The organism is Mesoflavibacter profundi (genome assembly GCF_014764305.1).
In the GTDB taxonomy this organism is placed as follows: domain Bacteria; phylum Bacteroidota; class Bacteroidia; order Flavobacteriales; family Flavobacteriaceae; genus Mesoflavibacter; species Mesoflavibacter profundi.
Genome location: NZ_CP061703.1, coordinates 2,204,012 through 2,230,895, shown reverse-complemented (window position 1 = coordinate 2,230,895; position 26,884 = coordinate 2,204,012). Strand labels below are relative to the sequence as shown.

At 31.5% G+C, this 26,884-nt stretch carries 24 protein-coding genes; 13 read left to right on the top strand and 11 right to left on the bottom strand.

Translation table 11 applies throughout. The annotated features are described in order from the left end of the window. Window positions 1-36: 36 nt before the first annotated feature. Window positions 37-2,493, bottom strand: coding sequence for an exopolysaccharide transport family protein (locus IFB02_RS10030; RefSeq protein WP_191072715.1), 2,457 nt, complete (start codon window positions 2,491-2,493; stop codon window positions 37-39). 3 nt (window positions 2,494-2,496) lie between these two features. After that, the gene (locus IFB02_RS10025; RefSeq protein WP_191072714.1) at window positions 2,497-3,297 is read right to left on the bottom strand and encodes a polysaccharide biosynthesis/export family protein; all 801 of its coding nucleotides are present in this window, start codon (window positions 3,295-3,297) and stop codon (window positions 2,497-2,499) included. A 215-nt stretch (window positions 3,298-3,512) separates the two neighbouring features. On the opposite strand from IFB02_RS10025, the gene IFB02_RS10020 reads away from it, so the two are divergent. The 7 genes from IFB02_RS10020 (at window position 3,513) to IFB02_RS09990 (ending at window position 12,106) form a co-directional block, all read left to right on the top strand. Beyond that, on the top strand, window positions 3,513-5,375 hold the full coding sequence (locus tag IFB02_RS10020; RefSeq protein WP_191072713.1) for an ABC-F family ATP-binding cassette domain-containing protein: 1,863 nt from the start codon (window positions 3,513-3,515) through the stop codon (window positions 5,373-5,375). Window positions 5,376-5,534: 159 nt separating this feature from the next. Continuing rightward, window positions 5,535-6,308: an O-methyltransferase gene (locus IFB02_RS10015; protein ID WP_191072712.1), complete on the top strand. Its 774-nt coding sequence runs from the start codon at window positions 5,535-5,537 to the stop codon at window positions 6,306-6,308. A 357-nt stretch (window positions 6,309-6,665) separates the two neighbouring features. After that, window positions 6,666-7,241 (top strand): cob(I)yrinic acid a,c-diamide adenosyltransferase, encoded by a 576-nt coding sequence (locus tag IFB02_RS10010; protein ID WP_191072711.1) that lies wholly within the window; start codon window positions 6,666-6,668, stop codon window positions 7,239-7,241. A 157-nt stretch (window positions 7,242-7,398) separates the two neighbouring features. Then, window positions 7,399-7,620, top strand: a complete 222-nt coding sequence (locus IFB02_RS10005; RefSeq protein ID WP_006989959.1) for a DUF2795 domain-containing protein — start codon at window positions 7,399-7,401, stop codon at window positions 7,618-7,620. Window positions 7,621-7,819: 199 nt separating this feature from the next. Further along, on the top strand, window positions 7,820-11,176 hold the full coding sequence (gene secA / locus IFB02_RS10000) for a preprotein translocase subunit SecA (protein ID WP_191072710.1): 3,357 nt from the start codon (window positions 7,820-7,822) through the stop codon (window positions 11,174-11,176). 87 nt (window positions 11,177-11,263) lie between these two features. After that, window positions 11,264-11,686 (top strand): hypothetical protein, encoded by a 423-nt coding sequence (locus tag IFB02_RS09995; RefSeq protein WP_106687229.1) that lies wholly within the window; start codon window positions 11,264-11,266, stop codon window positions 11,684-11,686. Window positions 11,687-11,692: 6 nt separating this feature from the next. Further along, window positions 11,693-12,106 (top strand): MFS transporter, encoded by a 414-nt coding sequence (locus IFB02_RS09990; RefSeq protein WP_106687228.1) that lies wholly within the window; start codon window positions 11,693-11,695, stop codon window positions 12,104-12,106. On the opposite strand, the gene IFB02_RS09985 is transcribed toward IFB02_RS09990, so the two are convergent. Continuing rightward, window positions 12,103-12,786: a peptidoglycan DD-metalloendopeptidase family protein gene (locus IFB02_RS09985; protein ID WP_106687337.1), complete on the bottom strand. Its 684-nt coding sequence runs from the start codon at window positions 12,784-12,786 to the stop codon at window positions 12,103-12,105. The genes IFB02_RS09990 and IFB02_RS09985 overlap by 4 nt on opposite strands. Window positions 12,787-12,897: 111 nt before the next feature. Here IFB02_RS09985 and IFB02_RS09980 point away from each other — a divergent pair, with 111 nt between their 5' ends. Both IFB02_RS09980 and meaB read left to right on the top strand, forming a co-directional pair. Continuing rightward, a complete protein-coding gene (locus IFB02_RS09980) occupies window positions 12,898-13,458 on the top strand; it encodes a DUF2911 domain-containing protein (RefSeq protein WP_106687227.1) in 561 nt (186 codons plus the stop codon). A gap of 15 nt (window positions 13,459-13,473) precedes the next feature. Next, window positions 13,474-14,553, top strand: a complete 1,080-nt coding sequence (gene meaB / locus IFB02_RS09975) for a methylmalonyl Co-A mutase-associated GTPase MeaB (RefSeq protein WP_106687226.1) — start codon at window positions 13,474-13,476, stop codon at window positions 14,551-14,553. Here the strand turns inward: meaB and IFB02_RS09970 are convergent, their stop codons facing one another. Beyond that, window positions 14,554-15,492: an NAD-dependent epimerase/dehydratase family protein gene (locus tag IFB02_RS09970; protein WP_106687225.1), complete on the bottom strand. Its 939-nt coding sequence runs from the start codon at window positions 15,490-15,492 to the stop codon at window positions 14,554-14,556. A 97-nt stretch (window positions 15,493-15,589) separates the two neighbouring features. On the opposite strand from IFB02_RS09970, the gene IFB02_RS09965 reads away from it, so the two are divergent. From IFB02_RS09965 to IFB02_RS09955, 3 genes are read left to right on the top strand one after another with little or no spacing between them, the layout of a single operon-like run. Further along, window positions 15,590-16,303: a glycosyltransferase family 2 protein gene (locus tag IFB02_RS09965; protein ID WP_106687224.1), complete on the top strand. Its 714-nt coding sequence runs from the start codon at window positions 15,590-15,592 to the stop codon at window positions 16,301-16,303. Next, window positions 16,304-16,927, top strand: coding sequence for a lipid-A-disaccharide synthase N-terminal domain-containing protein (locus IFB02_RS09960; RefSeq protein WP_106687223.1), 624 nt, complete (start codon window positions 16,304-16,306; stop codon window positions 16,925-16,927). After that, window positions 16,920-18,554 carry an ArnT family glycosyltransferase gene (locus IFB02_RS09955; protein ID WP_106687222.1) on the top strand — a complete coding sequence of 545 codons (1,635 nt, stop codon included), beginning with the start codon at window positions 16,920-16,922 and terminating at the stop codon, window positions 18,552-18,554. Before IFB02_RS09960 ends, IFB02_RS09955 begins: the two co-directional genes overlap by 8 nt. Window positions 18,555-18,557: 3 nt before the next feature. Here the strand turns inward: IFB02_RS09955 and IFB02_RS09950 are convergent, their stop codons facing one another. The 7 genes from IFB02_RS09950 to mnmA form a co-directional block, all read right to left on the bottom strand. After that, window positions 18,558-19,130: a phosphatase PAP2 family protein gene (locus IFB02_RS09950; RefSeq protein WP_106687221.1), complete on the bottom strand. Its 573-nt coding sequence runs from the start codon at window positions 19,128-19,130 to the stop codon at window positions 18,558-18,560. 4 nt (window positions 19,131-19,134) lie between these two features. Next, window positions 19,135-19,362: a hypothetical protein gene (locus IFB02_RS09945; RefSeq protein WP_106687220.1), complete on the bottom strand. Its 228-nt coding sequence runs from the start codon at window positions 19,360-19,362 to the stop codon at window positions 19,135-19,137. A gap of 83 nt (window positions 19,363-19,445) precedes the next feature. Beyond that, window positions 19,446-19,658 (bottom strand): four helix bundle protein, encoded by a 213-nt coding sequence (locus tag IFB02_RS09940; protein ID WP_106687336.1) that lies wholly within the window; start codon window positions 19,656-19,658, stop codon window positions 19,446-19,448. Window positions 19,659-19,936: 278 nt separating this feature from the next. Further along, on the bottom strand, window positions 19,937-21,313 hold the full coding sequence (locus IFB02_RS09935; RefSeq protein WP_106679437.1) for an MATE family efflux transporter: 1,377 nt from the start codon (window positions 21,311-21,313) through the stop codon (window positions 19,937-19,939). A 58-nt stretch (window positions 21,314-21,371) separates the two neighbouring features. Continuing rightward, on the bottom strand, window positions 21,372-22,313 hold the full coding sequence (locus tag IFB02_RS09930; protein ID WP_106687219.1) for an NAD(P)H-dependent flavin oxidoreductase: 942 nt from the start codon (window positions 22,311-22,313) through the stop codon (window positions 21,372-21,374). 97 nt (window positions 22,314-22,410) lie between these two features. Then, window positions 22,411-24,021: a S8 family serine peptidase gene (locus tag IFB02_RS09925; RefSeq protein ID WP_106687335.1), complete on the bottom strand. Its 1,611-nt coding sequence runs from the start codon at window positions 24,019-24,021 to the stop codon at window positions 22,411-22,413. Window positions 24,022-24,049: 28 nt separating this feature from the next. Continuing rightward, window positions 24,050-25,240 carry a tRNA 2-thiouridine(34) synthase MnmA gene (gene mnmA / locus IFB02_RS09920; protein WP_106687218.1) on the bottom strand — a complete coding sequence of 397 codons (1,191 nt, stop codon included), beginning with the start codon at window positions 25,238-25,240 and terminating at the stop codon, window positions 24,050-24,052. Window positions 25,241-25,416: 176 nt separating this feature from the next. On the opposite strand from mnmA, the gene IFB02_RS09915 reads away from it, so the two are divergent. After that, window positions 25,417-26,814, top strand: coding sequence for a fasciclin domain-containing protein (locus IFB02_RS09915; RefSeq protein ID WP_106687217.1), 1,398 nt, complete (start codon window positions 25,417-25,419; stop codon window positions 26,812-26,814). Window positions 26,815-26,884: the final 70 nt, after the last annotated feature.

Below are 26,884 nucleotides of genomic sequence, written 5' to 3'. Positions count from 1 at the left end.
AAAAAAGATGCTGTTTATGGATAAAAATTTCAGAGTTTACTTAGATTTTTTAAAACTATCTTTAAATCTATTTAAAAAGCTTTTGTTGGTATTAGAATCTTCATGGTAGCCATTACCATACGCTCCATAGCCATAACCGTAGCCATAACCATAACCGTAGCCATAAGTTCCTTTTAAATCATAATAGTTATATAAGAAACTTATATTAGATACTTCTCCTTTTTTATGTTTATCCTGTATTAGATGTAACATGTCTTTTTTGGTATAGTCTTGTCGCACTACATATAAAGAGGCATCTGCATATTCTATAAGCTCTAAAGCATCTGCAACTAATCCTACTGGCGGCGTATCTAAAATAATATAATCGTATTTAGATTTTAACTCTTCTATTAAATCATCCATTTTTTCGCTAATAAGCAATTCTGATGGATTTGGTGGTATTGGACCAGATGTTATCACATCAAGATTTTCCATTAAAGTTCCTTGCGTAACTTCATCTAAACTCTTTTGACCAATTAAATAATTAACTGCTCCAATATTATTATCTATATTAAAATCTCCAAAAATCTTTGGTTTTCTTAAATCTAAACCTACTAACACGGTTTTCTTTCCCCCAAGTGCAAAAACAGACGCTATGTTTATAGAACAAAACGTTTTTCCTTCTCCACTAATTGAAGATGTTACCATTACTGTTTTAGATCCATCTAAATCATGTTTCTTGTAAATAAACTCTAAACTGGATCTTACAGCTCTAAAAGCCTCGGCAACAGCAGACTTAGGTTTATTTAATACCGCTAAATTATTATCGGTTTGATTTTTACCTACAACACCTAATAATGGTAATCTACTAAGTTTTGTTAAATCATTAGGAGAATGTATTTTATTATCAAAAAATGTAATTAAAAATGCTAGTAATAATATTGGTATTAATGCTCCTAAAAAAGCAAACACATATCTAATATTTAAATTTCTTGCGTTTCTTTTTTGACCTGTATCTTTTGCTGGCTCTAGTAAATTAATATCAGACACGTTAGAAGCTTTTACAAGCTCTGCTTCACCACGTTTAGCTAAATAAAGATTATATGTATTTTGGCTTAGTAAATACTCGCGCTCTATGGCTTCTAATTGTTGCTGGCTTTCTGGTAAATTAGAAAATTCTCTTTCTACATTATAAATCTTATTATTAATAGATCTAATTTGAAATCTTATATTATTTTTTGCAGACGAAATTGTTTCAAACAACACCTGTTTTAATCCATCTATTTGTCTATTTAAATCATCAAAAATAGACACATTGTCTCTTACCGAATATTGAAGTTTAGATTTTTCTGAAGAAATTTGAATTATTTGAGCTATTAAATTTTGTGTATTTCCATCTACTATACCTTCTATAACTGGCGCAGGAAAACTAGTAAAATCCTCACTTGTTTCTAAGTAATTTTTAAGTAAGTCGTAGGATAATAATTGCTTTTCGTAACCTTCTTTTTGGTTATTGTATTCTAAAATTTTATTTGATAACTCACTTGTTTCATTGTCTATATTAAAAAGCTTGTTATCTCTTTTAAAATCGTTTAAAGAGTCTGCTTTTTTAGTTAAATCGTTTTTAACTCTAGCCAATTGCTTATCTATAAAGTTTATAGTATTTACAGCATATTGATTTTTTTTCTGTAACTGATCACGATCTAATATATAAATTGAAGTATTTAAATAATCTACAATTTTAGCTTTATTTTTATTTGTTAATCTAACGCTAAGTAAAGGTGATCGCTCTTCATTTGTAACTACATAAGATCTTAAAAAACTTGATACAGTACTATTAAAACCATTATACTTTATAAAAAACACCTTACCTGGTTGGATTTTGGCATTTTCCTTTAATTCAATACTTCCTTTTAATATTGGTAAATCTATAAACTCTCCTACTTTATACGTTTGATTAAAAGTAGCAGAAGCTATAGATTGTCGTAAAACATTTTTAGTGACAAAATTTTGAGTAGCAACACTTTGTTCTTCACCAAAATCGTAAGATAATTCAAAAGAATTTTCATCTTTAAATTCTATTTTTATTGGATATCCAACAACTTGAAAAGCTGTATCTAATGGCTGAAATTTAAATGGTGCTGCTGTATATATATCTGTTTTATAAAATCGTCCTTGTGTAAGATAACTTAAATATAGATCTAAACTATCTACCACTTTTTCATGATGTTCTCTAGATTTTAGATTTAATAATACTTCTTGTACTTTACCAGATATTCCGCCATAATTAAATATTAAACTAGTATTAGATGTAAATAAAGGGTTTTTATCATCTTGCACAGTAATTTTTGTATCTAACGTGTAAGGAAATTCTTCTCTAATATTTTGTTGATACACAATGTATACACCAATAATTAGAAGTAAAACAAACCATTTCCAATAACTTAAAGCTCTAAAAACAAAAGCTTTAAAATCAAAGATTTGTTGATTTTGATCAATTGTATTAGACTCCATTGGCTATAAGTTTTTGGCTAAGAAATAAGTACTTACAATAACTGAAAATATACTCGCAACTGTAGTAATAGTTTGGGTTGCTGTTTGTCCAGCACCTAAAGCTTTACGCTTTAAAGGTTTAACCATAATGATATCGTTTGGCTGGATATAATAATATTCAGATTTCATAGCTGCAATATCTGTTAAATCTATATGATGAATTTTTTGTCCATCAGGATACTGCCTAACAATCAAAACATCTTTTCTATCTCCTGTTTGAGCAATATCACCTGCATTTGCAATTGCTTCTAAAATATTAACGCGTTCTCTGTATAAAACTTGTGTTCCTTTATTACCAATTTCTCCTAATGTAGTATAACGCAATCCTGCTAATTTTACAGTTACAAAAATTTGAGCAGTTTCTTTAAAATACTTTTCAAGCAATAACGCTTTTACTCTATCTTCTATTTCTTCGACAGTGTATCCTAAAACATTTATTTCACCTAAAATAGGAAACTCTATACTACCATGAAGATCTACGGTAAATCCATTAAAATATAATCCTTGTTCTGATAGCCCAATATTTCCAGAGGAAGAAGATGTTGTTGGATTAAAAATTTGTACTAATTCTTCATCTAAAGCCTTAACGTTGATACTTAATATGTCATTAATTTGTACACGATAAGGTTGTGCTAAAGATTTTATTTGTAAAGAATCATTTGCTACGGTACCTTTATTTTGCAAATAAACGACGTCTTTATTAGTAATACAAGATGTACTAAATACACCTAAAACAAGTAAAATACAAGCTATTAATGGCTTCATAAAGCGATTATTGTTAATTCACAAATATAACTTTTCGTCGTTAAAAACAAAACATTTACCGAATAATTTGGCGTGTTAACATAGCTAATTTTCATCATTACATTCAATTTAACTCAATCACTTAAAAATTATTAATTAAACCATAAATCTTACACTTTAAATGTTTAATCCTTGAACTTTAAACTAATATTCTCATCTTTGCAAAAAAGTACATTTTGAATTACTTAACAGTAGAAAATATATCAAAATCTTATGGAGAGCTTACGCTGTTTAAAGATTTATCCTTTAGCGTACATAAAGACCAAAAGATAGCTTTTGTAGCTAAAAACGGAACAGGTAAAACTTCAATATTAAATATACTTGCTGGTTTAGATACTGCAGATTCTGGTCAAGTTATTTATCGTAAAAACGTTAAAGTTTCTTTTTTACCTCAAGAACCTAATTTAGATCCTAATCTTACCGTAGAGCAAGCTATTTTTAATGCAGATAATCCTGTATTAGACATTATAAAAAATTACGAAAACGCCTTACTAAACCCAGAAGATACAGATGCTTACCAAAAAGCGTTTGAACAAATGGATAGGCATCAAGCATGGGATTTTGAAACCCAATACAAACAAATTCTTTTTAAACTAAAATTAGAGCAATTAGATCAAAAGATTAGTAGTCTTTCTGGCGGACAAAAAAAGCGACTTAGTCTTGCTAATGCATTAATTAACAAACCTGACTTATTAATTCTAGATGAGCCTACCAACCACTTAGATCTAGAAATGATAGAATGGCTTGAAGCGTTTTTTGCTAAAGAAAATATTACCCTGTTTATGGTGACTCACGATCGTTACTTTTTAGAACGCGTTTGTAACGAAATTATAGAGCTAGATCACGGACAATTATATAATTACAAAGGAAACTACTCTTACTTTTTAGAAAAAAAAGAAGAACGTATTTTAAGAGAACAAACCGAAGTTGACAAAGCCAAACAACTTTACAAAAAAGAACTTGGTTGGATGCGAAGACAACCTAAAGCTCGTACAACAAAATCTAAATCTAGAATAGACGACTTTGCCGAAATTAAACACAAAGCACATCAAAGACGCAAAGATCATGTTGTCGAACTAGAAATTAACATGGAACGTTTAGGAAGCAAAATTGTAGAGCTTGTAAAACTTTCTAAGTCCTACAAAGACAAGATAATCTTAGATAAATTTAGCTATAATTTCCAAAAAGGTGAACGTGTTGGAATAATAGGAAAAAACGGAACTGGAAAATCTACTTTTTTAAATATCCTTACCCAAACCACGCAACCTGATAGCGGTAAAATAATTTTAGGCGAAACCGTAAAATTTGGCTATTATACACAAGCCGGTATTACACCTAAACCAGATCAAAAAGTAATCGATGTTGTTAGAGATTTTGGCGATTTCATTCCGCTAAAAAAAGGAAGACAAATTAGCGCACAACAACTTCTAGAACGGTTTTTATTTGACCGTAAAAAACAATACGATTTTGTAGAAAAATTAAGCGGTGGAGAACGTAAACGACTGTATTTATGTACCGTATTAATTCAAAATCCAAACTTTTTAATTTTAGACGAACCAACTAACGATTTAGACATCGTAACACTTAACGTTTTAGAAGATTTTCTTTTAGATTTTCCTGGTTGTTTAATAGTCGTATCGCACGATCGCTACTTTATGGATAAAATAGTAGATCACTTACTTGTTTTTAAAGGCGAAGGTATTGTTGAAGATTTTCCTGGAAATTACTCAGATTACAGAACGTATGAAGATAGTAAAGCTCCAGAAAGTTCTTCAGACGATAAAAAAGAAAAGAAAACTTGGAAAAAAGACAGCAACAGTAACCTATCTTACAACGAACAAAAAGAATACAAAAATCTAGAAAGCAAGATTAAATCTTTAGAGTTTGATAAGAAAGAATTGGAACAACAATTTTTAAATCCAGATCTTACTCAAGATCAAATTACAGAGCTTTCTAATAAAATGCAAGATATTATAGACGATATTGAAGAAAAAGAATTACGCTGGCTAGAACTAGCTGAAAAAATGGAAAACGAATAAAAATAAATTAGTGTTTAGTGTTTAGTGTTTAGTGTTTAGTGTTTAGTGTTTAGTGAAAATATTTAGTAATCGTACAATCTAACTGTCTAACAAACCTAACCATCAACCTATTGACAAACCAAAGAAACACTATAATATCACACTAACCATAATACTCTAATGAGAAATCTAATCATAGCATATATAAAATTTTGGTTACGATCTACAAATCAACATGGCGTACATTCGCCTTTTGTTTATAATTTGGTTACAAAATGTTTTTACGATAAGTCAAATTTTAGCGCTTATAAAACGTTGTTAGACTATAGAAAAGCATTAAAATCTAATCAAACTAAAATTGAAGTCACAGATCTAGGAGCAGGATCACACGTTAGCAAATCTAATATCAGAATCGTAAAAGATATTGCTAAAAATGCAGGAACTACAAAACAAAGAGCTAAATTATTTTATAGACTCACCAATTATTTTCAACCTAAAAACATTTTAGAGTTAGGGACATCTATGGGAATTGCGACACATGCAATGCATTTGGGTTGTCCTGAAGCTAAAATCACGACTATAGAAGGTTGTCCAAACATATCCAAGTTTACAAGACAAACCTTTAACACATTTAAGGTAACAAACACAACTGTTTTAACTGGCGATTTTAAAGACGTTTTATCAAACATAACAGCAGAAAACTACGATATAGTTTACTTTGATGGTAATCATCAAAAAGATGCGACATTAGATTATTTTAATACATTATTACCAACTGCGCACAATAATTCCGTTTTTATTTTTGATGATATATATTGGTCTAAAAGCATGACCGAAGCTTGGGAAACCATAAAAAAACATCCTAAAGTTACAGTCACAATAGACACATTTTTTTGGGGAATTGTATTTTTTAGAGAAGAACAAGCCAAAGAACACTTTACTATTAGAATCTAGTTGTTAACTGTTAGTTGTTAGAAACTTATTTCGAATAATCTAAAGAATATAAAAATTTATTAATCCAAATATCTAATCATCGTCACTTCGTGTGATGCCGAAGCATGTGGCATTGTATCGAGAAGCATTAACTAGGAAGCACGAAGACAAATGACCGATGACCAATAACTGATAATTGTTAATTAATAAAAATACACCTTAGTCATTTCGAGCATAGCGAGAAATCACACAAGAGTGAGTAGTTTACAAATATCTCAAATCATCGAAACATCTAAACTTTTTAAAATCGAGTAATCGAAACATCTAATAATCTAAAAAACTTTTACTTTAAACTATAATCTCCTAACTTTGATTTTTATGAAAATATACACAAAAACAGGAGATAAAGGTACAACTGCATTATTTGGAGGAACAAGAGTACCAAAACACCATATAAGAATTGATAGTTACGGTACAGTAGACGAGCTAAACAGTCACATTGGATTAATTAGAGATCAAAAAATAGATAGTCATTACAAAGATATTTTAATAAATATCCAAGACAAGCTATTTACAGTAGGCGCAATATTAGCAACAGATCCAGAAAAAGCAACGCTTAAAAATGGTAAACAACGCCTTAACATTCCAAAAATAAATCAATATGACATTCAGTTATTAGAAGATGAAATGGATAAAATGGATGCGCAATTACCACCTATGACACATTTTGTATTACCTGGCGGACATCAAACCGTGTCATTCTGTCACATTGCACGTACAGTTTGTAGACGTGCAGAACGATTAGCATCTGCCTTATATGATTTAGAACCTTTTCAACAAGACACTTTAACTTACCTAAACCGTCTATCTGACTACCTTTTTGTATTGGCACGAAAGTTGTCTCAAGACTTAAAGGCTGAAGAAGTAAAATGGATTCCTAAAAAGGAAGATTAAACTTTTAACAGCAAACTTTAACACTGCAAAAGACTTAATAGTCAAGTAGTTTAAGAAAATAACACACGTTCATATTAATACTGAAAAAATAATTCACTTTTTTCTTGACTATTTAAACTAAAAATTTATTTTTGCAAAAAATTAAAACGAATAAAGAATGTATTGGACTTTAGAATTAGCATCGTATTTAAGTGATGCACCTTGGCCAGCTACTAAAGATGAGCTAATTGATTACGCAATTAGAACAGGAGCACCTTTAGAAGTTGTAGAAAATTTACAATCCATTGAAGACGAAGGAGATTCTTACGATTCTATCGAAGAAATATGGCCAGATTATCCAACTGACGAAGATTACCTCTGGAACGAGGACGAATATTAAATAAAACAATTAAAAAGTCTCTAAATAGAGGCTTTTTTTGTGACTAAAATTTAGCTTTACTACGCTAAAACCGTATATTTAAGCCCTTTTTAATAAGGGTTACTTTTGTATTTAATCATAAATACAAAAACTAACACAATGATAACCAAAAGACAACGAAACTTAACCATTTAAGTTTCAAATAAATAATATAAAAACTATGAGTTTTTTAAATTCTGTATTAAAAATGTTTGTTGGCGACAAGTCTAAACAAGACGTCAAAGCCATCATGCCAATTGTAGATAAAATAAAATCTTTTGAAAGCGCACTAGAAGCCTTATCTACAGATCAATTAAGAGATAAAACAAAAGAGTTTAAAGCAAAAATTGCCGATGCTAGACAACCTTTTTACTCTAAAATAGAAACTTTAGAACAAGAAGCAGAAGCTACAGAAGATATAGATAGACGCGAAGATATTTATCAAGAAATTGATAAAATAAAAGACGATGCGTATACCGCTACAGAAGCAGTATTAAACGATATCTTACCAGAAGCATTTGCTGTTGTAAAAGAAACTGCAAAACGTTTTAAAGACAATACATCTATAACTGTTGAAGCAAACGAGTTTGACCGTTTAATCTCTGGAGAACACGATTATGTTACGCTAGAAGGAGATAAAGCAATTTGGGCTAACTCTTGGGATGCAGCAGGAAAAGAAGTAACTTGGGATATGGTACATTACGATGTACAATTAATTGGTGGTATAGCCATGCACCAAGGTAAAATAGCCGAAATGCAAACTGGAGAAGGTAAAACACTAGTTGCTACATTACCAGTATATCTTAATGCTTTAGCAGGTAAAGGCGTTCATCTTGTTACAGTAAACGATTACTTAGCAAAACGTGATAGCGCTTGGATGGCTCCTATTTTCCAATTCCATGGGTTAAGTGTAGATTGTATTGACTATCACCAACCTAACAGTGATGCGCGTCGTAAAGCTTATAATGCAGATATTACATATGGTACAAATAACGAGTTTGGTTTTGATTACCTACGTGATAACATGGCGCATGCACCAGGAGATTTAGTACAACGTCCGCACCATTTTGCAATTGTAGACGAGGTAGATTCTGTATTAATTGACGATGCACGTACACCGTTAATCATTTCTGGTCCTGTACCAAAAGGTGACGAACATGAATTTACTTTACTAAAACCTAAAGTAGAAGACATTGTTAACGTTCAACGTAAATATTTAACTACCGTATTAGCAACTGCTAAAAAATTAATAGCAGATGGAGACGTAAAAGAAGGCGGTTTTCAATTATTACGTGTGTACCGTGGTATGCCTAAAAACAAAGCATTAATTAAGTTTTTAAGTGAAGAAGGTGTAAAACAACTACTTCAAAAAACTGAAAACTACTTTATGCAAGATAACAACCGCGAAATGCCAAGAATTGATGCGGAGTTATACTATGTTATTGAAGAAAAAAACAATCAAATAGAATTAACAGACAAAGGTGTAGATTATCTTTCTGGTAAAGACAATCCAGACTTCTTTGTCATGCCAGAAATTGGTGTAGAAATTGCCAAAATAGAAAACCAAAATCTTTCTAGCGAAGAAGAAGCAAATCTTAAAGAAGATTTATTCCGTGATTTTGCTATAAAGTCAGAACGTATACACACATTAAACCAGTTATTAAAAGCTTACGCATTGTTTGAAAAAGACGTACAATACGTAGTTATGGATAATAAAGTAATGATTGTAGACGAGCAAACTGGTCGTATAATGGATGGTCGTCGTTACTCAGACGGTTTACATCAAGCAATAGAAGCAAAAGAAAATGTAAAGATTGAAGATGCAACACAAACTTTTGCTACAATTACATTGCAAAATTACTTCCGTATGTACCGTAAACTTGCCGGTATGACAGGTACTGCTGTGACCGAAGCTGGAGAATTCTGGGAAATTTACAAACTAGATGTTGTAGAAATACCAACAAATAGACCAATTGCAAGAGACGACCGTGAAGATTTAGTATATAAAACAAAGCGTGAAAAGTATAATGCAGTTATAGAGGAAGTAACAAAACTTTCTCAAGCTGGACGACCAGTATTAATTGGTACCACAAGTGTAGAAATCTCAGAATTACTAGGTAAAATGCTTTCTATACGGAAAATACCTCATAATGTCTTAAATGCAAAACTTCATAAAAAAGAAGCAGATATTGTAGCAGATGCAGGTAAACCAGGACAAGTAACCATTGCAACAAACATGGCTGGTCGTGGTACAGATATTAAATTATCAGACGAAGTTAAAGCTGCTGGCGGATTAGCAATTATTGGTACAGAACGTCATGATTCGCGCCGTGTAGACAGACAGTTACGTGGTCGTGCTGGTAGACAAGGTGATCCTGGAAGCTCACAATTTTACGTATCGTTAGAAGATAACTTAATGCGTCTTTTTGGTAGCGAACGTATTGCCAAAATGATGGATAGAATGGGATTAAAAGAAGGCGAAGTGATTCAGCATTCTATGATTTCAAAATCTATTGAGCGTGCACAGAAAAAGGTAGAAGAAAACCAATTTGGTGTACGTAAACGTCTTCTTGAATATGATGATGTAATGAACTCGCAACGTGAAGTCGTTTACAAGCGTCGTTATCATGCATTATTTGGTGAAAGATTAAGAGTAGATTTAGCAAATATGCTTTATGATACGTCTGAGTTAATTGCTGAAACTAATAAAAACGCAAACGACTTTAAGAATTTTGAATTTGAATTAATTAGATTCTTCTCAATGTCGTCACCAATTTCTGAAGCAGAATTCAATAAATTATCAGCTTTAGATATAGCGCAAACCATATACAAAGCAGCGTTTGATCATTATAAAAACAAAATGGAACGCAATGCCGAAATTGCTTTCCCTGTTATAGAAAATGTTTACGAAAACCAACGTGATCGTTACAAACGTATTGTAGTACCATTTACCGATGGAACTAAAACATTACAAGTGGTTACCGATTTAGAAAAAGCATACGAAACTAAAGGAAAACAGCTAATAACAGACTTTGAAAAAAACATAACACTTGCCATTATCGATGATGCTTGGAAAACTCATTTACGTAAAATGGATGAGTTAAAACAATCTGTACAGTTAGCAGTACACGAGCAAAAAGATCCTTTATTAATTTACAAGTTTGAAGCTTTTGAACTGTTTAAAGGTATGATAGACAGTGTAAATAAAGACGTTATTTCATTTTTATTTAAAGGTGAACTTCCTACTGAAACTACAAATGCAATTAGTGAAGCAAAACAGGTGCGTCAAAAAGAAAATCTTAAAACTCAAAAAGACGAAATTCCGAACCTTGACGAACGTGCTGCGCAAAACAGAGCTGCTTCAAATACGCAACCGCAACAACAAGTTATAGAAACTATTGTAAGAGACCAACCTAAAATAGGTCGTAATGATAGAGTAACTATAAAAAATGTTATGACTGGCGAAAATAAAACAGTTAAATACAAACAAGCAGAGCCTTTAATTGCTAAAGGAGAATGGGTTTTAGTGAATAACTAAAAATTAAATTATAATCAATTAAAAAATCTCAAAGTATTTGCTTTGAGATTTTTTTGTAATTTTATTTAACTAACTAAATCAAAATTTATGCTTAAAAATATATTAGCAACTATTGTAGGGTTAATTGCTTCTAGCCTTTCAATATTTATCATAGAAAAATTAGGACACACTTTTTTCCCATTTCCAGAAGGTGCAGAACCTTCTAATATGGAATGGTTAAAAAATAATATAGAAGCGATACCAAAAGGCGCTATGTTTGCTGTTATAATTGCACATGGCGTTGGACTAGCTATAGGTATGTATGTTGCAGGACTAATTTCAAAAACATCTATAATACCAGCTTACATCGTAGCTGCTTTTATGGTGTTTGCGACTGTTGCAAATTGGATCATGATCCCTTCTCCTACATGGTTTTACATTTGTGATGGAATTAGTGTTATTGCTGGATTTTTCTTCGGAAAATCTTTAGCACATCGTAATATTTATGGTAAAATAGAAACTATTAGATAAATAATCATGCAACAACAATTTAAAGTTTTTAAAATTATCCATATAGCCTTAGTAATAGGTCTTATACTAGCTTATATTGTATTAAACAATAATAGTATTGATATTAAAAATTTATCTTTTCCAAAAGTGAATAGTGAAGATTTATTTTATGCTTTAATACCCTTAATCGCATATTTTATTAGTCAATTACTATATAAACAATTAATTTCTAAAATTGATACTACTCAAGACCAACAACAGATTTTACTAAATTATCAAAGCGCCAATATTGCTAGATGGGCAATTATTGAAGGTGCAGCTTTTTTAATTTTAATTCTAAAACCAGAATTTATCTTGTTTGGATGTATTCTAATAATATACCTAGCTTTATTACATCCTACAGAATATAAATACAAAAGAGATTTAAACCTTTTTAGTTAATCTAAACCTAAAACTAATTTTGGATCTATTGTGTTTTTAGTATAAAAATCTAAATCTTTAAGACTACAAACACCAGGATAATCTCCTTCTTTTTCTTCTATGTCAATAATAATTTGAAAATGAAGATGTGGCGCGTAATCTCCGTTTACTTCGGCTGTTCCTAATTGCGCTATAACTTCACCTTGCTTAACCTCTTTACCTTTAGCTAATTTTTCTAAAGAATTTATAGATAAATGTCCGTATAAAGTGTAAAAACTAAAATTGTCTATTTGGTGTTTTAAAATTATTGTAGGTCCATAATCACCAAAATTTGTGTTGTTATTAAAACTATGTACAACACCATTAAAAGCAGCTAAAACGTTTGTGTTTGCTGGACACCATAAATCAAGTCCTATATGAATATTTCTTTGATTTTCTTTAGATACAGTATTAAAATAACTACTTCTGTCGTATAGATTTCTAGTTTCTAAATAACCACCATACGCTAATTCTTTTTGATTTGATTTTAAATAGTCATTAATATATTTTTCCCAAGCACTAGAAGAAGACACGTCAAACTGCAACAAATCGTTGTTATTTTTAGACAAATCGATTGGAATATAATCTGACTTTTTAATTGAAGAATCAATTACATTAATTGAAGCAGGTTGGATAGTTTTAAGTAATTTTTCAGTTAGCATAATTTCTTTTTTTAGGGCATGTAAAGATAACATCTAAATTAATTTTTCGTTATGCGTATATTCAATTAATTTAATTTAATTTTGTTAACTTAATTAATCTTTAGTTTTAGAATGAATACATTTTTAAAGTGGGTAATTTACGCATTAATACTTTTAGCAATTTCGGTATTAGGATATCAATTTTTTACAAAAACTGGTGTTTTTGAACAGCGTTTAAGTCCACCTAAAACTGTTGCATTTAAAGTAGACGATTTAAAATTAGAAGTATTTTACAATAGACCTTCTAAAAGAAACCGTCAAATTTTTGGTGCTTTAGTCCCATTTGATCAAGTTTGGAGAACTGGTGCAAACGAAGCTACTACTTTTGAAACTAATCAAGACCTAACAATTCAAGGCATGTATCTTCCTAAAGGAAAATACACAATTTGGACTGTTCCAATGGAAAAGACCTGGAAAGTTATGTTTAATTCTAAACTATACGAATGGGGAGTAAATGAAAAAATGGAACCAATGTGGGATCCAAATTTTGATATTATCGAAGCTGAAGTTCCTGTAGAGAAATTAAAAAGTCCTGTAGAGCAATTTACTATCGCATTTGATAACTCCACAGATGATTTAAAAATGACTATGGCTTGGGATATTGTTAAAATAGAAATCCCTTTAAATAGATAAATACCAACTATTTAATTGGCAAAAAAATCGCAACATAAATCGGCATTATCAGAAAAAGAAGGTGTTTTAGACACTAAAAGTACTAATGCCAAAGCTATTGCAAAATTAAAAGCCAAACGTAAGTCTAAACGCAATACGCAAGATCTAATTAATGCGTTACTAAACGGAGATATCACTGCACTAAGCCAAGCTATTACTATTGTAGAAAGTAAAAATCCTAACCATAATTCTCAAGCAAATCAAATTATTAAAGCTTGCTTACCGCATGCTAACAAATCAGTTAGGATTGGTATTACAGGCGTTCCTGGTGTTGGAAAAAGTACTTTTATAGAAGCTTTTGGTAATTATCTAACGACTCAAGAAAAAAAAGTAGCTGTTCTTGCGGTAGATCCAAGTAGTACTTTAACCAAAGGAAGTATTTTAGGTGATAAAACTAGAATGGAATCTTTAGTAAATAATCCTAATGCTTACATACGTCCTTCAGCTTCTGGAGATTCACTTGGTGGCGTAGCCAGAAAAACTAGAGAAACTATAATATTATGTGAAGCTGCTGGATTCAATACTATTTTAATTGAAACTGTTGGTGTTGGACAAAGTGAAACTGCTGTACATAGCATGGTAGATTTCTTTCTACTTTTAAAATTAGCTGGTGCAGGAGACGAATTACAAGGTATAAAACGTGGAATTATTGAAATGGCAGATGCTATTGCTATTAATAAAGCCGACGGAGACAATCTAAAAGCTGCTAAACTAGCTAAAGTTGAATTTAACCGTGCTTTACATCTTTATCCTCCTAAAGCTTCTACTTGGCAACCTAAAGTCACTTTGTGTAGCGGACTAAAAAATGAAGGTATTGATAATATTTGGTCTGTAATTAATGATTACATTTTATTAACTACAGAAAATTCGTTTTTTAATCATAAACGAAAAGAACAAAATAAATTTTGGCTACTTCAAACTATTGAAGAACAATTAAAAAGTGATTTTTTTAATCATCCTACCATAAAAATAGAATTACAAAAACAATTGGATTTAATAGAAGCTAATAAAACTACACCTTTTGTTGCTGCTGAATATTTATTAGGATTAAAATAACTAAAAGTTTTCCTTATACCATTCTACTTGCTTCTTTACCGCTTCTAACAAGGTTGTTTTTGGATTATAATTAAGTAGCGTTCTAGCTTTATCTATATTAGCTTTTGTACGTAATTGATCACCTGCACGTTTAGGGATAACTTCAATTTTTATAGATTTTCCTAGAACTTGTTCTACTGCTTCTATACCTTCTTTGGTCGTATGTTCAACTTCTGTTCCTAGGTTAATAATTTCGCCATTTACTTTATTTTCATTATCAATAACGCTTACAACACCATCAACAATATCGCCTACATAAGTAAAGCTTCGTAAATGTTTATCACTGCCTTCATACAAAGGAAAAGCTTCATCATTTAAACCACAAGCAATAAGCTTAGTGTACATTTTCTCTGGACGTTCACGTGGACCAATGACAGAATACAACCTTAAAGAACAAGATTTAAACTGCTGTTCTCTGCTTTTTTGAAGTACTAATTGTTCAGCAGTTAACTTGGTTACACCATAATGCGAAGCAGGTTTTGGCGCTACATCTTCGGTGAACGTAGCCTCTAAGCCATAAATAGAAGATGTTGCTATGTTTACAAACAATTTTAAATCTTCTAATTGTAAAGCATAGTCAATAAGGTTTTTAGTTGCAATTACATTGTTAGTAAAATAATCTTCAAAAGTAGATGTTACAGATATTCCTGGTTGTGCAGCGTAATGAAAAATATAGTTTATATGCTTAGGTAATTTTTCTAAAGCATTAGCATCTCTTAAATCTAAATGCATAACAGAAATACCTTTGTCTTTTAAAGCATTTTCATTTAGTTGTTTTAATTCTAAACTGTAATAATCATTAAAATTATCTACTCCAATAACATGATGTCCTAATTCTTGTAAACGTTCTGCGGTATGAGAACCTATAAATCCTGCTGCTCCTGTAACTAATATATTCATTAAAAAATTATAATGTTTAACAAAATAACAACTTTTAAGTGAAACTTAAATTGCTATTCATAAAAAATAATACTTTTGCAAGACTAAGCCATGTATAATGAATTACGAATTTACAATTATAGTTCCTGTTTATAATGAAGAGGACAATTTAGCAAGAGTAGAAAAAGAACTTTTAGCTTACACAAAAATAGCTACTAAGACTACTAAAATCTTATTTGTAAATGATGGTTCTAAGGATAAAAGCCAGCAATTAATAGAAGACATTTGTAATCGTAATGAGGCTTTTTACTACATTCTTTTTAAAGAAAATAGAGGTTTAAGTGCTGCAATAAAAGCAGGCTTTGATTACACAGATACACCTTTTGTTGGTTATATAGATTCGGATTTACAAACTGCGCCTTCAGATTTTAATTTACTTTTAGAACATATTAATGAGTATCAATTAGTAACTGGCGTACGTGCAAATCGTAAGGATAGTTTTGTAAAAAATATGTCGTCTAAAATTGCAAATGGTATTAGACGTGCTTTTACAAAAGACGGTATGGACGATACTGGTTGCCCATTAAAAGTAATACGAACAGATTACGCCAAACGCATACCAATGTTTAAAGGACTACATCGTTTTTTACCGGCTATGATATTATTACAAAACGGTAAAGTAAAACAAGTTCCTGTGCAACATTTTCCTCGTATTGCTGGTCAAGCTAAATTTGGGCTTTGGAATAGGCTTTTAGGTCCATTAATGGATTGTTTTGCATATTTATGGATGAAAAAAAAGTACATTAATTACGAAGTTGCTAAGAAAAAATAGATGAGTGATTGGTTAATTTATAGTATTGGCTTTTTAGCGCAAATCTTATTTTCTTCTAGGTTAATTATACAATGGATTACTAGCGAAAAGCAAAAAAAAGTTATAACACCTACTCTATTTTGGACTTTAAGTTTAATAGCTTCTTTCCTGTTATTTATTTATGGCTATTTACGTAATGACTTTGCAATAATGCTCGGTCAAGGCTTAACGTATTATATCTACATTAGAAATCTTCAACTACAAAATCAATGGAAAAACTATCCAAAACTAATGCAATGGATATTGTTATTAATGCCTGTTTTTGTTACCGTTTTCTATTTTAATAATAATGAAATTGATACTGTAAAACTATTTAAAAACGAAGCTATTCCACTTTGGTTATTGCTTTTAGGAATAATATCGCAAATTGTATTTACCTTTAGATTTGTGTACCAATGGATGTATTCTGAAAAACATAAAGAATCTTCCTTACCTTTTGGCTTTTGGGCATTAAGTTTAATTGGATCTATTCTTATTTTAACGTACGCTATTTTTAGAAAAGATCCAGTGCTTTTAGTCGGTCATTTACTTGGTGCTACCATTTACGTAAGAAATCTAATAATTTTAAAAAAACAATATGCCTAAATACATAAAAAGTAATCCAATTGTAATACTGTGTTTATTTATTAGCATTATGTTGCTACCAAATCTAGACAGTTTACAAGTTACAATTATGGAAGCGCGTAATTTTATTACCGCTAGAGAAATGATTACAGATAACAATTGGTTACTAACCACAATGAATGGTGTACCACGTTATCAAAAACCACCTTTACCAACGTGGCTTACTGCATTTTCTGGATTAGTATTTGGTGTAAAGAGCGTTTTTGGAATGCGATTACCAGCTATATTAATGGTTATGGTTTTAGCTATTTTCACCTTTAAATTGTCTAAATTCATTTTAAAAAGTAGAGCGCATAGTGCTATAAATGCTTTTATTTTAATTACCTCTTTTTATGTAATTGGCATTACCATAGAAGCACCTTGGGATGTTTTTACTCACGGATTTATGATGGTGGCTATTTACTATTTGTTTCTTTTATTTAAAAATGAAACTGTTAATTGGCAACACGTCATTTTAGCAAGTTTAGGTATTGCTGCTTCCTTATTAAGTAAAGGACCTGTTTCGTTTTACGCACTGTTATTACCGTTTTTAATTGCGTTTGCACTAACATTTAAATTCAATAATATAACATATAAACTACCAGCTTTAATTACTATTTTGGTACTTGCTCTAATTTTAGGCGGTAGTTGGTATTTATACGTAAGACTAGAAGATCCTAAAACTTTTGAAGCTATAACAAGTAAAGAAACTGCAAATTGGACAAGCTACAATGTTAGACCTTTTTATTATTATTGGAGCTTTTTTACGCAAAGCGGAATTTGGACTATTCCTGCATTTATTGGGTTATTGTATCCTTACATGAAACGTAGAGCTATTCATTACAAAGCTTATAAATTCACGTTTTTATGGACTGTAATTGCTGTTATCTTGCTTTCAATTATTCCAGAAAAAAAATCGAGATACTTAATGCCTGTTTTAATTCCGTTAGCACTAAATACGGGATTTTATATAGAATATTTATTTAGAAGATTTAAATATTTAGATAGCAAAAAAGAAACTATTCCAGTGTATTTCAATTTCATATTAATTGCAATTATAGGTCTAGTAGCTCCATTTGGATTAGCATATTTGTTTTATGAACAATTCCATAATCATATCGTTACCTTTTCTGTATTTGGATTTGTGCTTTTAGTTATTTCAATTTTAATATTAACGCAACTATACAAGAAGAAAATTAAGCATGTATTTTTACTAACAGTAGTCTTTTTTGCTTCTATTTTTACTTTTGGCTTACCTGTTTTTAAAACCTTTACAAGCGAAAACTATAAACCAATTTCTAAGTTATTACAGAAGAATGAAACCGACGGTATTAAAACTTATAGCTTTGGTGATGCTACTCCAGAAACCATTTGGCAGTACGGTGAAAAAATTCCAACAATTCATAATTTAAATACTATTGAAAGTCTTCCAAAAGACTCAAAATTTGGATTGTTAACTTACGGATTATCTAAAGAACATATGGATGTCTTAAATCCATATTTCAACATTGAAAAGATAAATCGTTTTGATTTAAATGAAGCGGAACCTGAAAGTCGCCAATACAAAGACCGATTGACGTTTGACTATTATGAATTAAGCAGAAAATAAAAATTATCTAAGTGTAAAACGCTTATGTAAGTAGCCTTCAAACCTATAAAACATATATCCTGAAAGTCCGCCAAAAATCATTCCTGTAAGTACATCTAATGGGTAATGCACACCAATATAGATACGACTAAAGCCCATTGCAATAGCCCAAATTATCATAAAATATATCAAGTATTTAAAACGATATTTTAACATCATTCCAGAAAATATAGCAACTGCCATACTATTACTTGCATGTCCAGAAAAATAGCCATATGCGCCGCCACACCAAGATTTTACTAATCGCATTACATTAGATAATTCTTCTACATGACAAGGTCTTGGTCGTTGCAAACCATGCTTAAATAAGTTTGTTACTTGATCTGTAAATAAGATCATTAACGCTACAACAACTGCGGTTAGAATAATAGATTTATCATTTCTTTTTTTATACATAAAAAAGAAAAGGACAGCGTAAAAAGGAATCCAATGTAATTTATCTGTATAAAATAGCCAAAATCCGTCCCAAGTTGGACTTCCTAAGTTATTTAAATATAAAAAAAGTTGTTGATCTAGTTCTAAAAGTTGTTCAAGCATTTAATTAGTCTTCATATCTAGCTACTTCTCTATCGTAAAATGCGGTAGCTTCGTTGATTAAATTTTCCATTTCTAGCTCAAGTTGTTTTTCATCATGTTGATCAAAATCTTCAAGCCATTCTACTTCATCGTCCTCTAAATTAATAATAAATCGAGGAAAATCGGTATGAATTACAAAAATTGCGTTTGGAAAATCTGTATTATCGCCTAATATGTATTTTGGTAGTTCCATTTAATTAGTGTCTAAAGTTAAAAGTATTTAAAGTGGCTAAAGTTATGAGTACTTTTGATACAATATTTTTTTATTTTTCAAAGTTAAAACTTATTTGCGATAGAAGTGAAAAGTGCGAGTAGTTCTTTTGCTTCATTTCTTATTTCTTTTAAATTTTTACTTTCAACAAAACCTAATTCTTCTATAATTTCTAACCAATAATCTGTTTCGCTAGCTTCTGCTAAAGATATTTTTAGTTTATTAGAAAAGTCTTTTGTGCTTCTACTTCTATTGGCTTCTCTATAATTTGCTCCAATGCTAGTTCCTGATTTTGATAATTGATTTCTCTATACAAGTGCTTCTGGCGTATTGGGTAAACTTCCTGATAATTTTAAGATTTTAATAGCAAATGTTATTGTTCTTTTTTCTAAAACTTTAGCAAATTCTTTATTGGTCATAATCACTTATTGTTTAAACAAATATAACCAACAGAAATAATTAATCTTGAGTATTATCCAATACTTTAAACACTCTAGACACTCTAATCATTTTAGACACTTTAGACACTTTAGACACTTTAAATACTTAAAAAACTTTAAGAATGAGTAACCAAAAGTTTTTTTGTAAGATAATTAAACCTAATAAACAATAAAATTGCAGCACTAGTTAAGCCTGCTAATAAACCAATCCAAATTCCAAAGCTTCCGTACGCATCTTCTTTTCCTAAAATCCAGCTTATAGGAAAACCAATTAACCAATAGGCAATAAACGTGATTAGTGTTGGTATTTTTACATCTTGCAAGCCACGCAAAGCGCCTAAAACAATGACTTGTAAACTATCACTAATTTGAAAAATAGCTGACGCAATTAGTAACTGTGATGCTATTGTGACAACTTCAGTATTGTCTTTAAAATTTATTACATCATCAAAATCTACGTACAGTTTTGGCAAAGCTTCATTAAAAATCAAGAATAAAATTCCGAAAACTACCGCAAAAATAAATCCTAATAAAAACAACGAGAATGCAATACGACGTAACTCAAAATATTTTTGAAGTCCTTTTTGGTTACCTACTCTAATCATAGACGCTACACTTAATCCCATTGCGACCATAAAAGTCATAGAGCTTAAATTTAAAGCGATTTGATTTGCTGCTTGCGGATTTTTACCTAACAAGCCACTTAACCAGATTGCTGCTGTAAAAATAGCAACTTCAAAAAACATTTGCATTGCACTTGGTGCACCAAGACCAATAAGTTTATTAATCATTGTTTTGTCTAAAACCAATATTTTAATATTGGTAACAAAGTGTTTTGATTTTTCTCGTCCTTTTAATAACCACCAAATATGTGCTACCATTACAAAACGAGATATTAAAGTACCATAAGCTGCACCAACTATACCCATTTCTGGAAAACCAAACTTACCAAAGATAAGCACATAGTTAAAACCAACATTAACCACGTTGGCTACTATAGTGGCATACATTGGATATTTGGTTAAAGACAATCCATCACTAAATTGTTTAAATGCTTGAAAAACTACTAAAGGTATCAAAGAAAATGCGACCAAATCTAAATACGGAATAGCTAATTCTACAACCTCAACTGGTTGCTTCATTAAATACATTAATGGTTTCGCAAAAAACACTAACAGAAACAACAACACACCTAAAACAGTACATAAAAATAATCCGTGTTTAAAAGCAGATTTTCCTTTAGCAAAATCGTTTGCTCCATCTGCCTCGGCTACCAAAGGTGTAATAGCTGTACTAAAACCAATACCTAAAGACATAGCTATAAACATAAAACTATTGCCTAAAGACACAGCTGCTAACTGCGCCGTACCTAATTGACCAACCATAATGTTGTCTATAAAACTAACAAAGGTATGTCCTAACATACCTAACATGACTGGTGCTGCTAGTTGCCAATTGTACTTAAACTCTTTTGTGTAATTGCTCAAAACCATGAAGCAAAAGTAGTGGTTTTAAGCAGAAATTTTTATAGAAAGTTATTTTAATAATTCGTTAAAAATTAGCCACATCTTTTTTAGCCTTTTCAAACTCATCAACCATCTCTTTTACAATCTCAGCAACTGGTTTTATGTCATGAATTAATCCTGAAATTTGTCCAATTTCAAGCTCACCTTCATCTAAATCGCCTTCAAACATTCCTTTTTTTGCTCGAGCACGACCTAATAATTCTTTAAGTTGTTCTGGTGTTGGAGCTGTTTTATACAATGCTTCAACATCATTAAAAAACTTATTTTTTATTAATCGTACTGGCGCTAATTCTTTCAAAGTTAATTGCGTATCGCCTTCTTTAGCATCAACAACGACTTGTTTAAAAGCTTGATGCGCACTACTTTCTGTACTCGCTACAAAACGACTACCAACTTGTACGCCATCTGCGCCTAAAACCATACATGCCAACATAGCTTTTCCTGTTGCGATACCGCCTGCTGCCAATAAAGGAATTTTTAAATGTTCTTTTACCATTGGTATTAGCGTAAGTGTTGTTGTCTCGTCACGACCGTTATGTCCGCCAGCTTCAAAACCTTCTGCAACAACAGCATCTACACCAGCATCTTGCGCTTTTAATGCAAATTTCACACTACTAACCACGTGTACAACGGTTATCCCTTTGTCTTGCAACCATTTAGTCCAAGTTTTTGGATTTCCTGCAGAAGTAAATACAATCTTCACACCTTCTTCAACAATAATATTCATAATCTCCTCAATGTTAGGATATAACATTGGCACGTTTACCCCAAAAGGTTTATCGGTTGCTTGTTTACATTTTTGAATATGTTCTCTTAGCACATCTGGATACATACTTCCTGCGCCTATTAAACCTAAAATTCCTGAATTACTTGCAGCAGAAGCTAATCGCCAACCGCTATTCCAAATCATTCCGCCTTGTACTATTGGATATTTAATATTGAATAAGTCTGTAATTCTATTTTGCATTTTTATTATTGAGTTGTTGATTTATGACCTCTCGACTGCGCTCGAGGTGAATTAAATTTTACTTTTAATTTTTGCGAAAGTTTAAGTTTTTTTAAAACTAATTTTTTATAATTTTTTTGGTGATACTTAATCCGTTAGCTTCAATTTTTGCTAAATAAACACCTTTAGATAGATTACTTACATTGATTTTTTTCTGTGTTGAAGACACTGTTTTTTCAAGTACTTTTTTCCCTAAAATATCATATAATTTTACGTTTGCAGTATCATATTGGCTAGGAATTTCAACATACAATAAATTACTTACTGGATTAGGATATACTTTTAGTTTAGTATTTTCATTCTGAAATTCGACCAAAGACAATCCATTTGCTAATGCTAATGATAAATCAGGAATTCCATAACCTAAAAAGTTATCAGGACTATTGTATTGTGAAGCAGATTCACGAACCAATTGCATAATTTGCTGATTGTTTAATGTTGGTAATGCTTGCCACAAACATACAACGCCGCCAGCTAATATTGGTGAGCTAAACGAAGTACCGTTTAATGTAATAATAGCATCGTTTGTACCAATTACATAACTTGCTTGACCTTGCGCTACAACGTCTGGTTTTTGTGTTGGTTGTGCGCTACTTCCTTGAGAACTAAACGAGGCGTAATTACCAGATGCATTGACTGCTCCAACACTTAATACGTTAGGCGAATCTGCTGGCGCACCAACAATTTGCCATGAAGAATTACCAGAATTTCCTGCAGAATTAACCAATAACATTCCTTTTTGGGCTGCAAAATTAGCTCCACGAGTTATAAACGCGGTTTGCCCATCCATTTCGGCTGGAGTATAACTATAATTTGGATTATCAAAAGTAGTGTAACCAAGTGATGTATTAATCACATCTACACCCAAACTATCTGCACGTTCTGCGGCTTCAACCCAAAGTGTTTCTTCAATTGGAGTTTCTGTAGCTGCGTTTTCGGTTCTAAATAAATAATATTCTGCATCTGGAGCAGTACCAACAAATTGGTCTTGGACATAACCAGCCATATCACTTAAAACCCATGTTCCGTGTGCATTTCCTGTGTAAGCATATACGTCTGGATTTCTATCTACAAAATCATATCCGCCTAAAATTCCGTTATTGGTATTTAAACGGTTGAAGCCTGACATGGTTTGCACATTTGGGAAACCTGCATCTAAAACCGCAACGGTCATTCCTGTTCCTGTAAAATCTGCTAGATGCAAATCGTCGCCATTAAACATTTCTATTTGGTTAGCAGCGCTTCCGTAATTAAAAACCGTTTGGCTTGATTCGATATTAAATTTATTCTGATTTTGAGATTGTCTTGCATTAAGATTATCATCTGCAAATTCGATATGATCAACAAAAGGTAATCCTGTTAAGGCATTAATATCGGTTTCGGTTCCTAATACATGAACCACGTTTAACCATTTGGATTTAGCAAGAACTGAAATTCCTGTTTGGGCTTTGATTTGTGATATAAAACTTTCGTCTACAGGCACATCATTATAATCTACAGCAACATTATGCGCCGCTTTACGGTCTAGTGCTTTTTGAGTTAAAATTGAAATTGGATTTGCTAACGCAGTTGCACTATTTGGTTTGTCATTAAGATAAACCCAAGCGTGTTCTTGAGCAAAAACTGAATAGCTTATTAGAAAAGCAATTATAAGTAAAGTCTGCTTCATTTCAGTAACCATTTATAGTTACTGCAATTTAAGAAATAACTCCGGAACCAACTAATTCTTCACCTAAATACCACGCGACAAATTGACCTTCGGTAATTGCAGATTGTGCGTCTTTAAATTCGACATACAAACCAGTTTCTACTTTATGTAAAGTGGCATCTTGTAAGGGTTGTCTGTATCGTATTCTGGCATTAACTTGCATAGTTTCGCCTTCTTTTATTGATAAATCTTCACGAATCCAATGTAATTCGTCATTAGACACAAATAACACATGGCGTAATAATCCTGGATGATTTTTACCTTGACCTGTGTAAATCACGTTTTCATTTACGTCGGTTTCAATCACAAAAAGTGGTTCTACTGTACCGCCAACCGCTAATCCTTTACGTTGTCCTTTTGTAAAATAATGCGCACCTTGATGCTTGCCTACTACTTTTCCATCGGATAACGTGTAGCTTTTTTTCTGACTTAAAAAGTCTAGTTCTTCTAATTTATTATTGAAGTTTGGCTGTGTTTGATTATAGATTTGATTAGATTTTTCAACTTCAACAATAACACCTTCTTTTGGTTTTAATTGTTGTTGAAGAAATTCAGGTAATCTCACTTTACCTATAAAACACAACCCTTGCGAGTCTTTTTTATCGGCTGTAATTAAGTCTTGCTCTTTAGCAATTGCTCTAACTTCTGGTTTTAAAAGTTCGCCAACTGGGAATAAGGCTTTTGCTAATTGGTCTTGAGATAATTGACATAAAAAATAAGATTGATCCTTATTATCGTCTTTACCTGCTAAAAGTTGATAAATTTCTTTTCCGTCTTTTTCAATCGTACTTTTTCTGCAATAATGACCTGTTGCTACATAATCTGCACCAAGGTCTAAAGCAATTTTCATAAAGACATCAAATTTGATTTCTCTATTACAAAGTACGTCTGGATTTGGTGTACGACCTTTTTCATATTCGTTAAACATATAATCTACAATACGTTCTTTATACTGCTCGCTTAAATCTACAGTTTGAAAAGGAATACCTAATTTATTAGCAACTAACATGGCGTCGTTACTATCTTCTAGCCAAGGACATTCATCTGAAATTGTTACAGAATCGTCATGCCAGTTTTTCATAAATAATCCAATAACTTCGTAACCTTGTTGCTGTAACAAATAAGCTGCTACACTTGAATCTACACCGCCTGAAAGCCCTACTACTACTCTTTTACTCATCACTAATTTTTTGCAAATGCAAAGATACATTATTTAAAAAAAGTAATCACTTTCTACAAAGTATTTAGATACTTGATAAGTATTCCCAAAATAACTTTAACATAATTTAAAGATTTTTTTGTTTAACTTTTAATTACATTTGTTAAACAAAATTTACAAACCAATAAAAAATTGCTATGAAAAATTTAAAATTTTTATCGTTGTTATTACTAACAACTATCGTATTCTGGTCATGTAGTGATGACGATGACGGAACTATTGTTATTGAAGAACAACCACAAAACATTGTAGAATTAGCACAATCTAACCCTAACTTAAGTAGTCTAGTAGCTGCTGTAGTAGAAGCTAATTTAACAGTGACATTAAGCGGTCCAGGACCTTTTACCGTTTTAGCGCCAACAGACGAAGCTTTTGCTGAATTTATGTCTGATAATGGATGGAATACTGTTGCAGATATACCTGATGAGGCATTAGAACAGACTTTATTAAATCATGTGATCTCTGGAACTGTAACATCTTCAGATTTAATTAATTTACAATCGGGATACACAAGTACTCTTGCAAGTGGTCCAGCTAATTCAAATATTAGTTTAAAGTTTGATGCTACAAACGGTGTAATGTTTAATAGTGCTTCTGAAGTGACAATTCCAGACGTGATGGCTTCAAATGGTATAGTTCATGTTGTTGACCAAGTAATTACTTTACCAACTGTTGTAGACCATGCGGTAAATAATTCTAATTTTTCTAGTCTTGTTGCTGCATTAGGCGCTGCAGAAGGAGATCTTGTTACAGTATTATCTGGAGAAGGACCATTTACAGTATTAGCGCCAGATGATGCTGCTTTTACTACATTTTTAGACGGAGCAGATTTAGCCGATGTTGATGCTGGTGTATTATCTCAAATCTTATTAAACCATGTAATTAGTGGAGCTATAACATCTACAGATTTAACTACTTTAGTTGAAGGTTATTCTAATACAAACGCTTCTGGTCCAAATATGACCAATTTAAGTATCTATTTTAATACTTCTAACGGCGTTATGTTTAACGGATCTTCTACAGTTACAACAGCAGATATAGTAGGAACTAATGGAATTATTCATGCTGTAGATTCTGTTATAGACTTACCAACAATAGCTACATTTGCAACTTCTAACCCAGCATTATCTAATCTAGTAGCTGCATTACAATATGCAGACACAGGAATGCCTACTGTACCTTACATAAATACAGTATCTGATGCAGATGCTGGACCTTTTACAGTTTTTGCTCCTACAGATGCTGCTTTTGGAGATTTATTAACCGAGCTTAACGCAAATGCTTTAACAGATTTACCAACAGCGACAGTAGATGCTGTATTAACGTACCACATTGTTGCTGCGAATGTACAATCTAGCCAATTAACATCTGGAACAGTTAATACATTAGGAGGAAACATAACAGCAGATGCTACCAACTTTACATTAGTAGATGCTAATAATAGAACAAGTAATATAATTACAACACTTGTAGATATTCAAGCTACGAATGGTGTTGTACATGCAATAGATAAAGTTATATTGCCACCGCAATAGGTTTTAGTTAGTTGATGTTTATTTGAATGGTTAAAATTATTCTACAAAATTTATAGCTATTTTAACCATT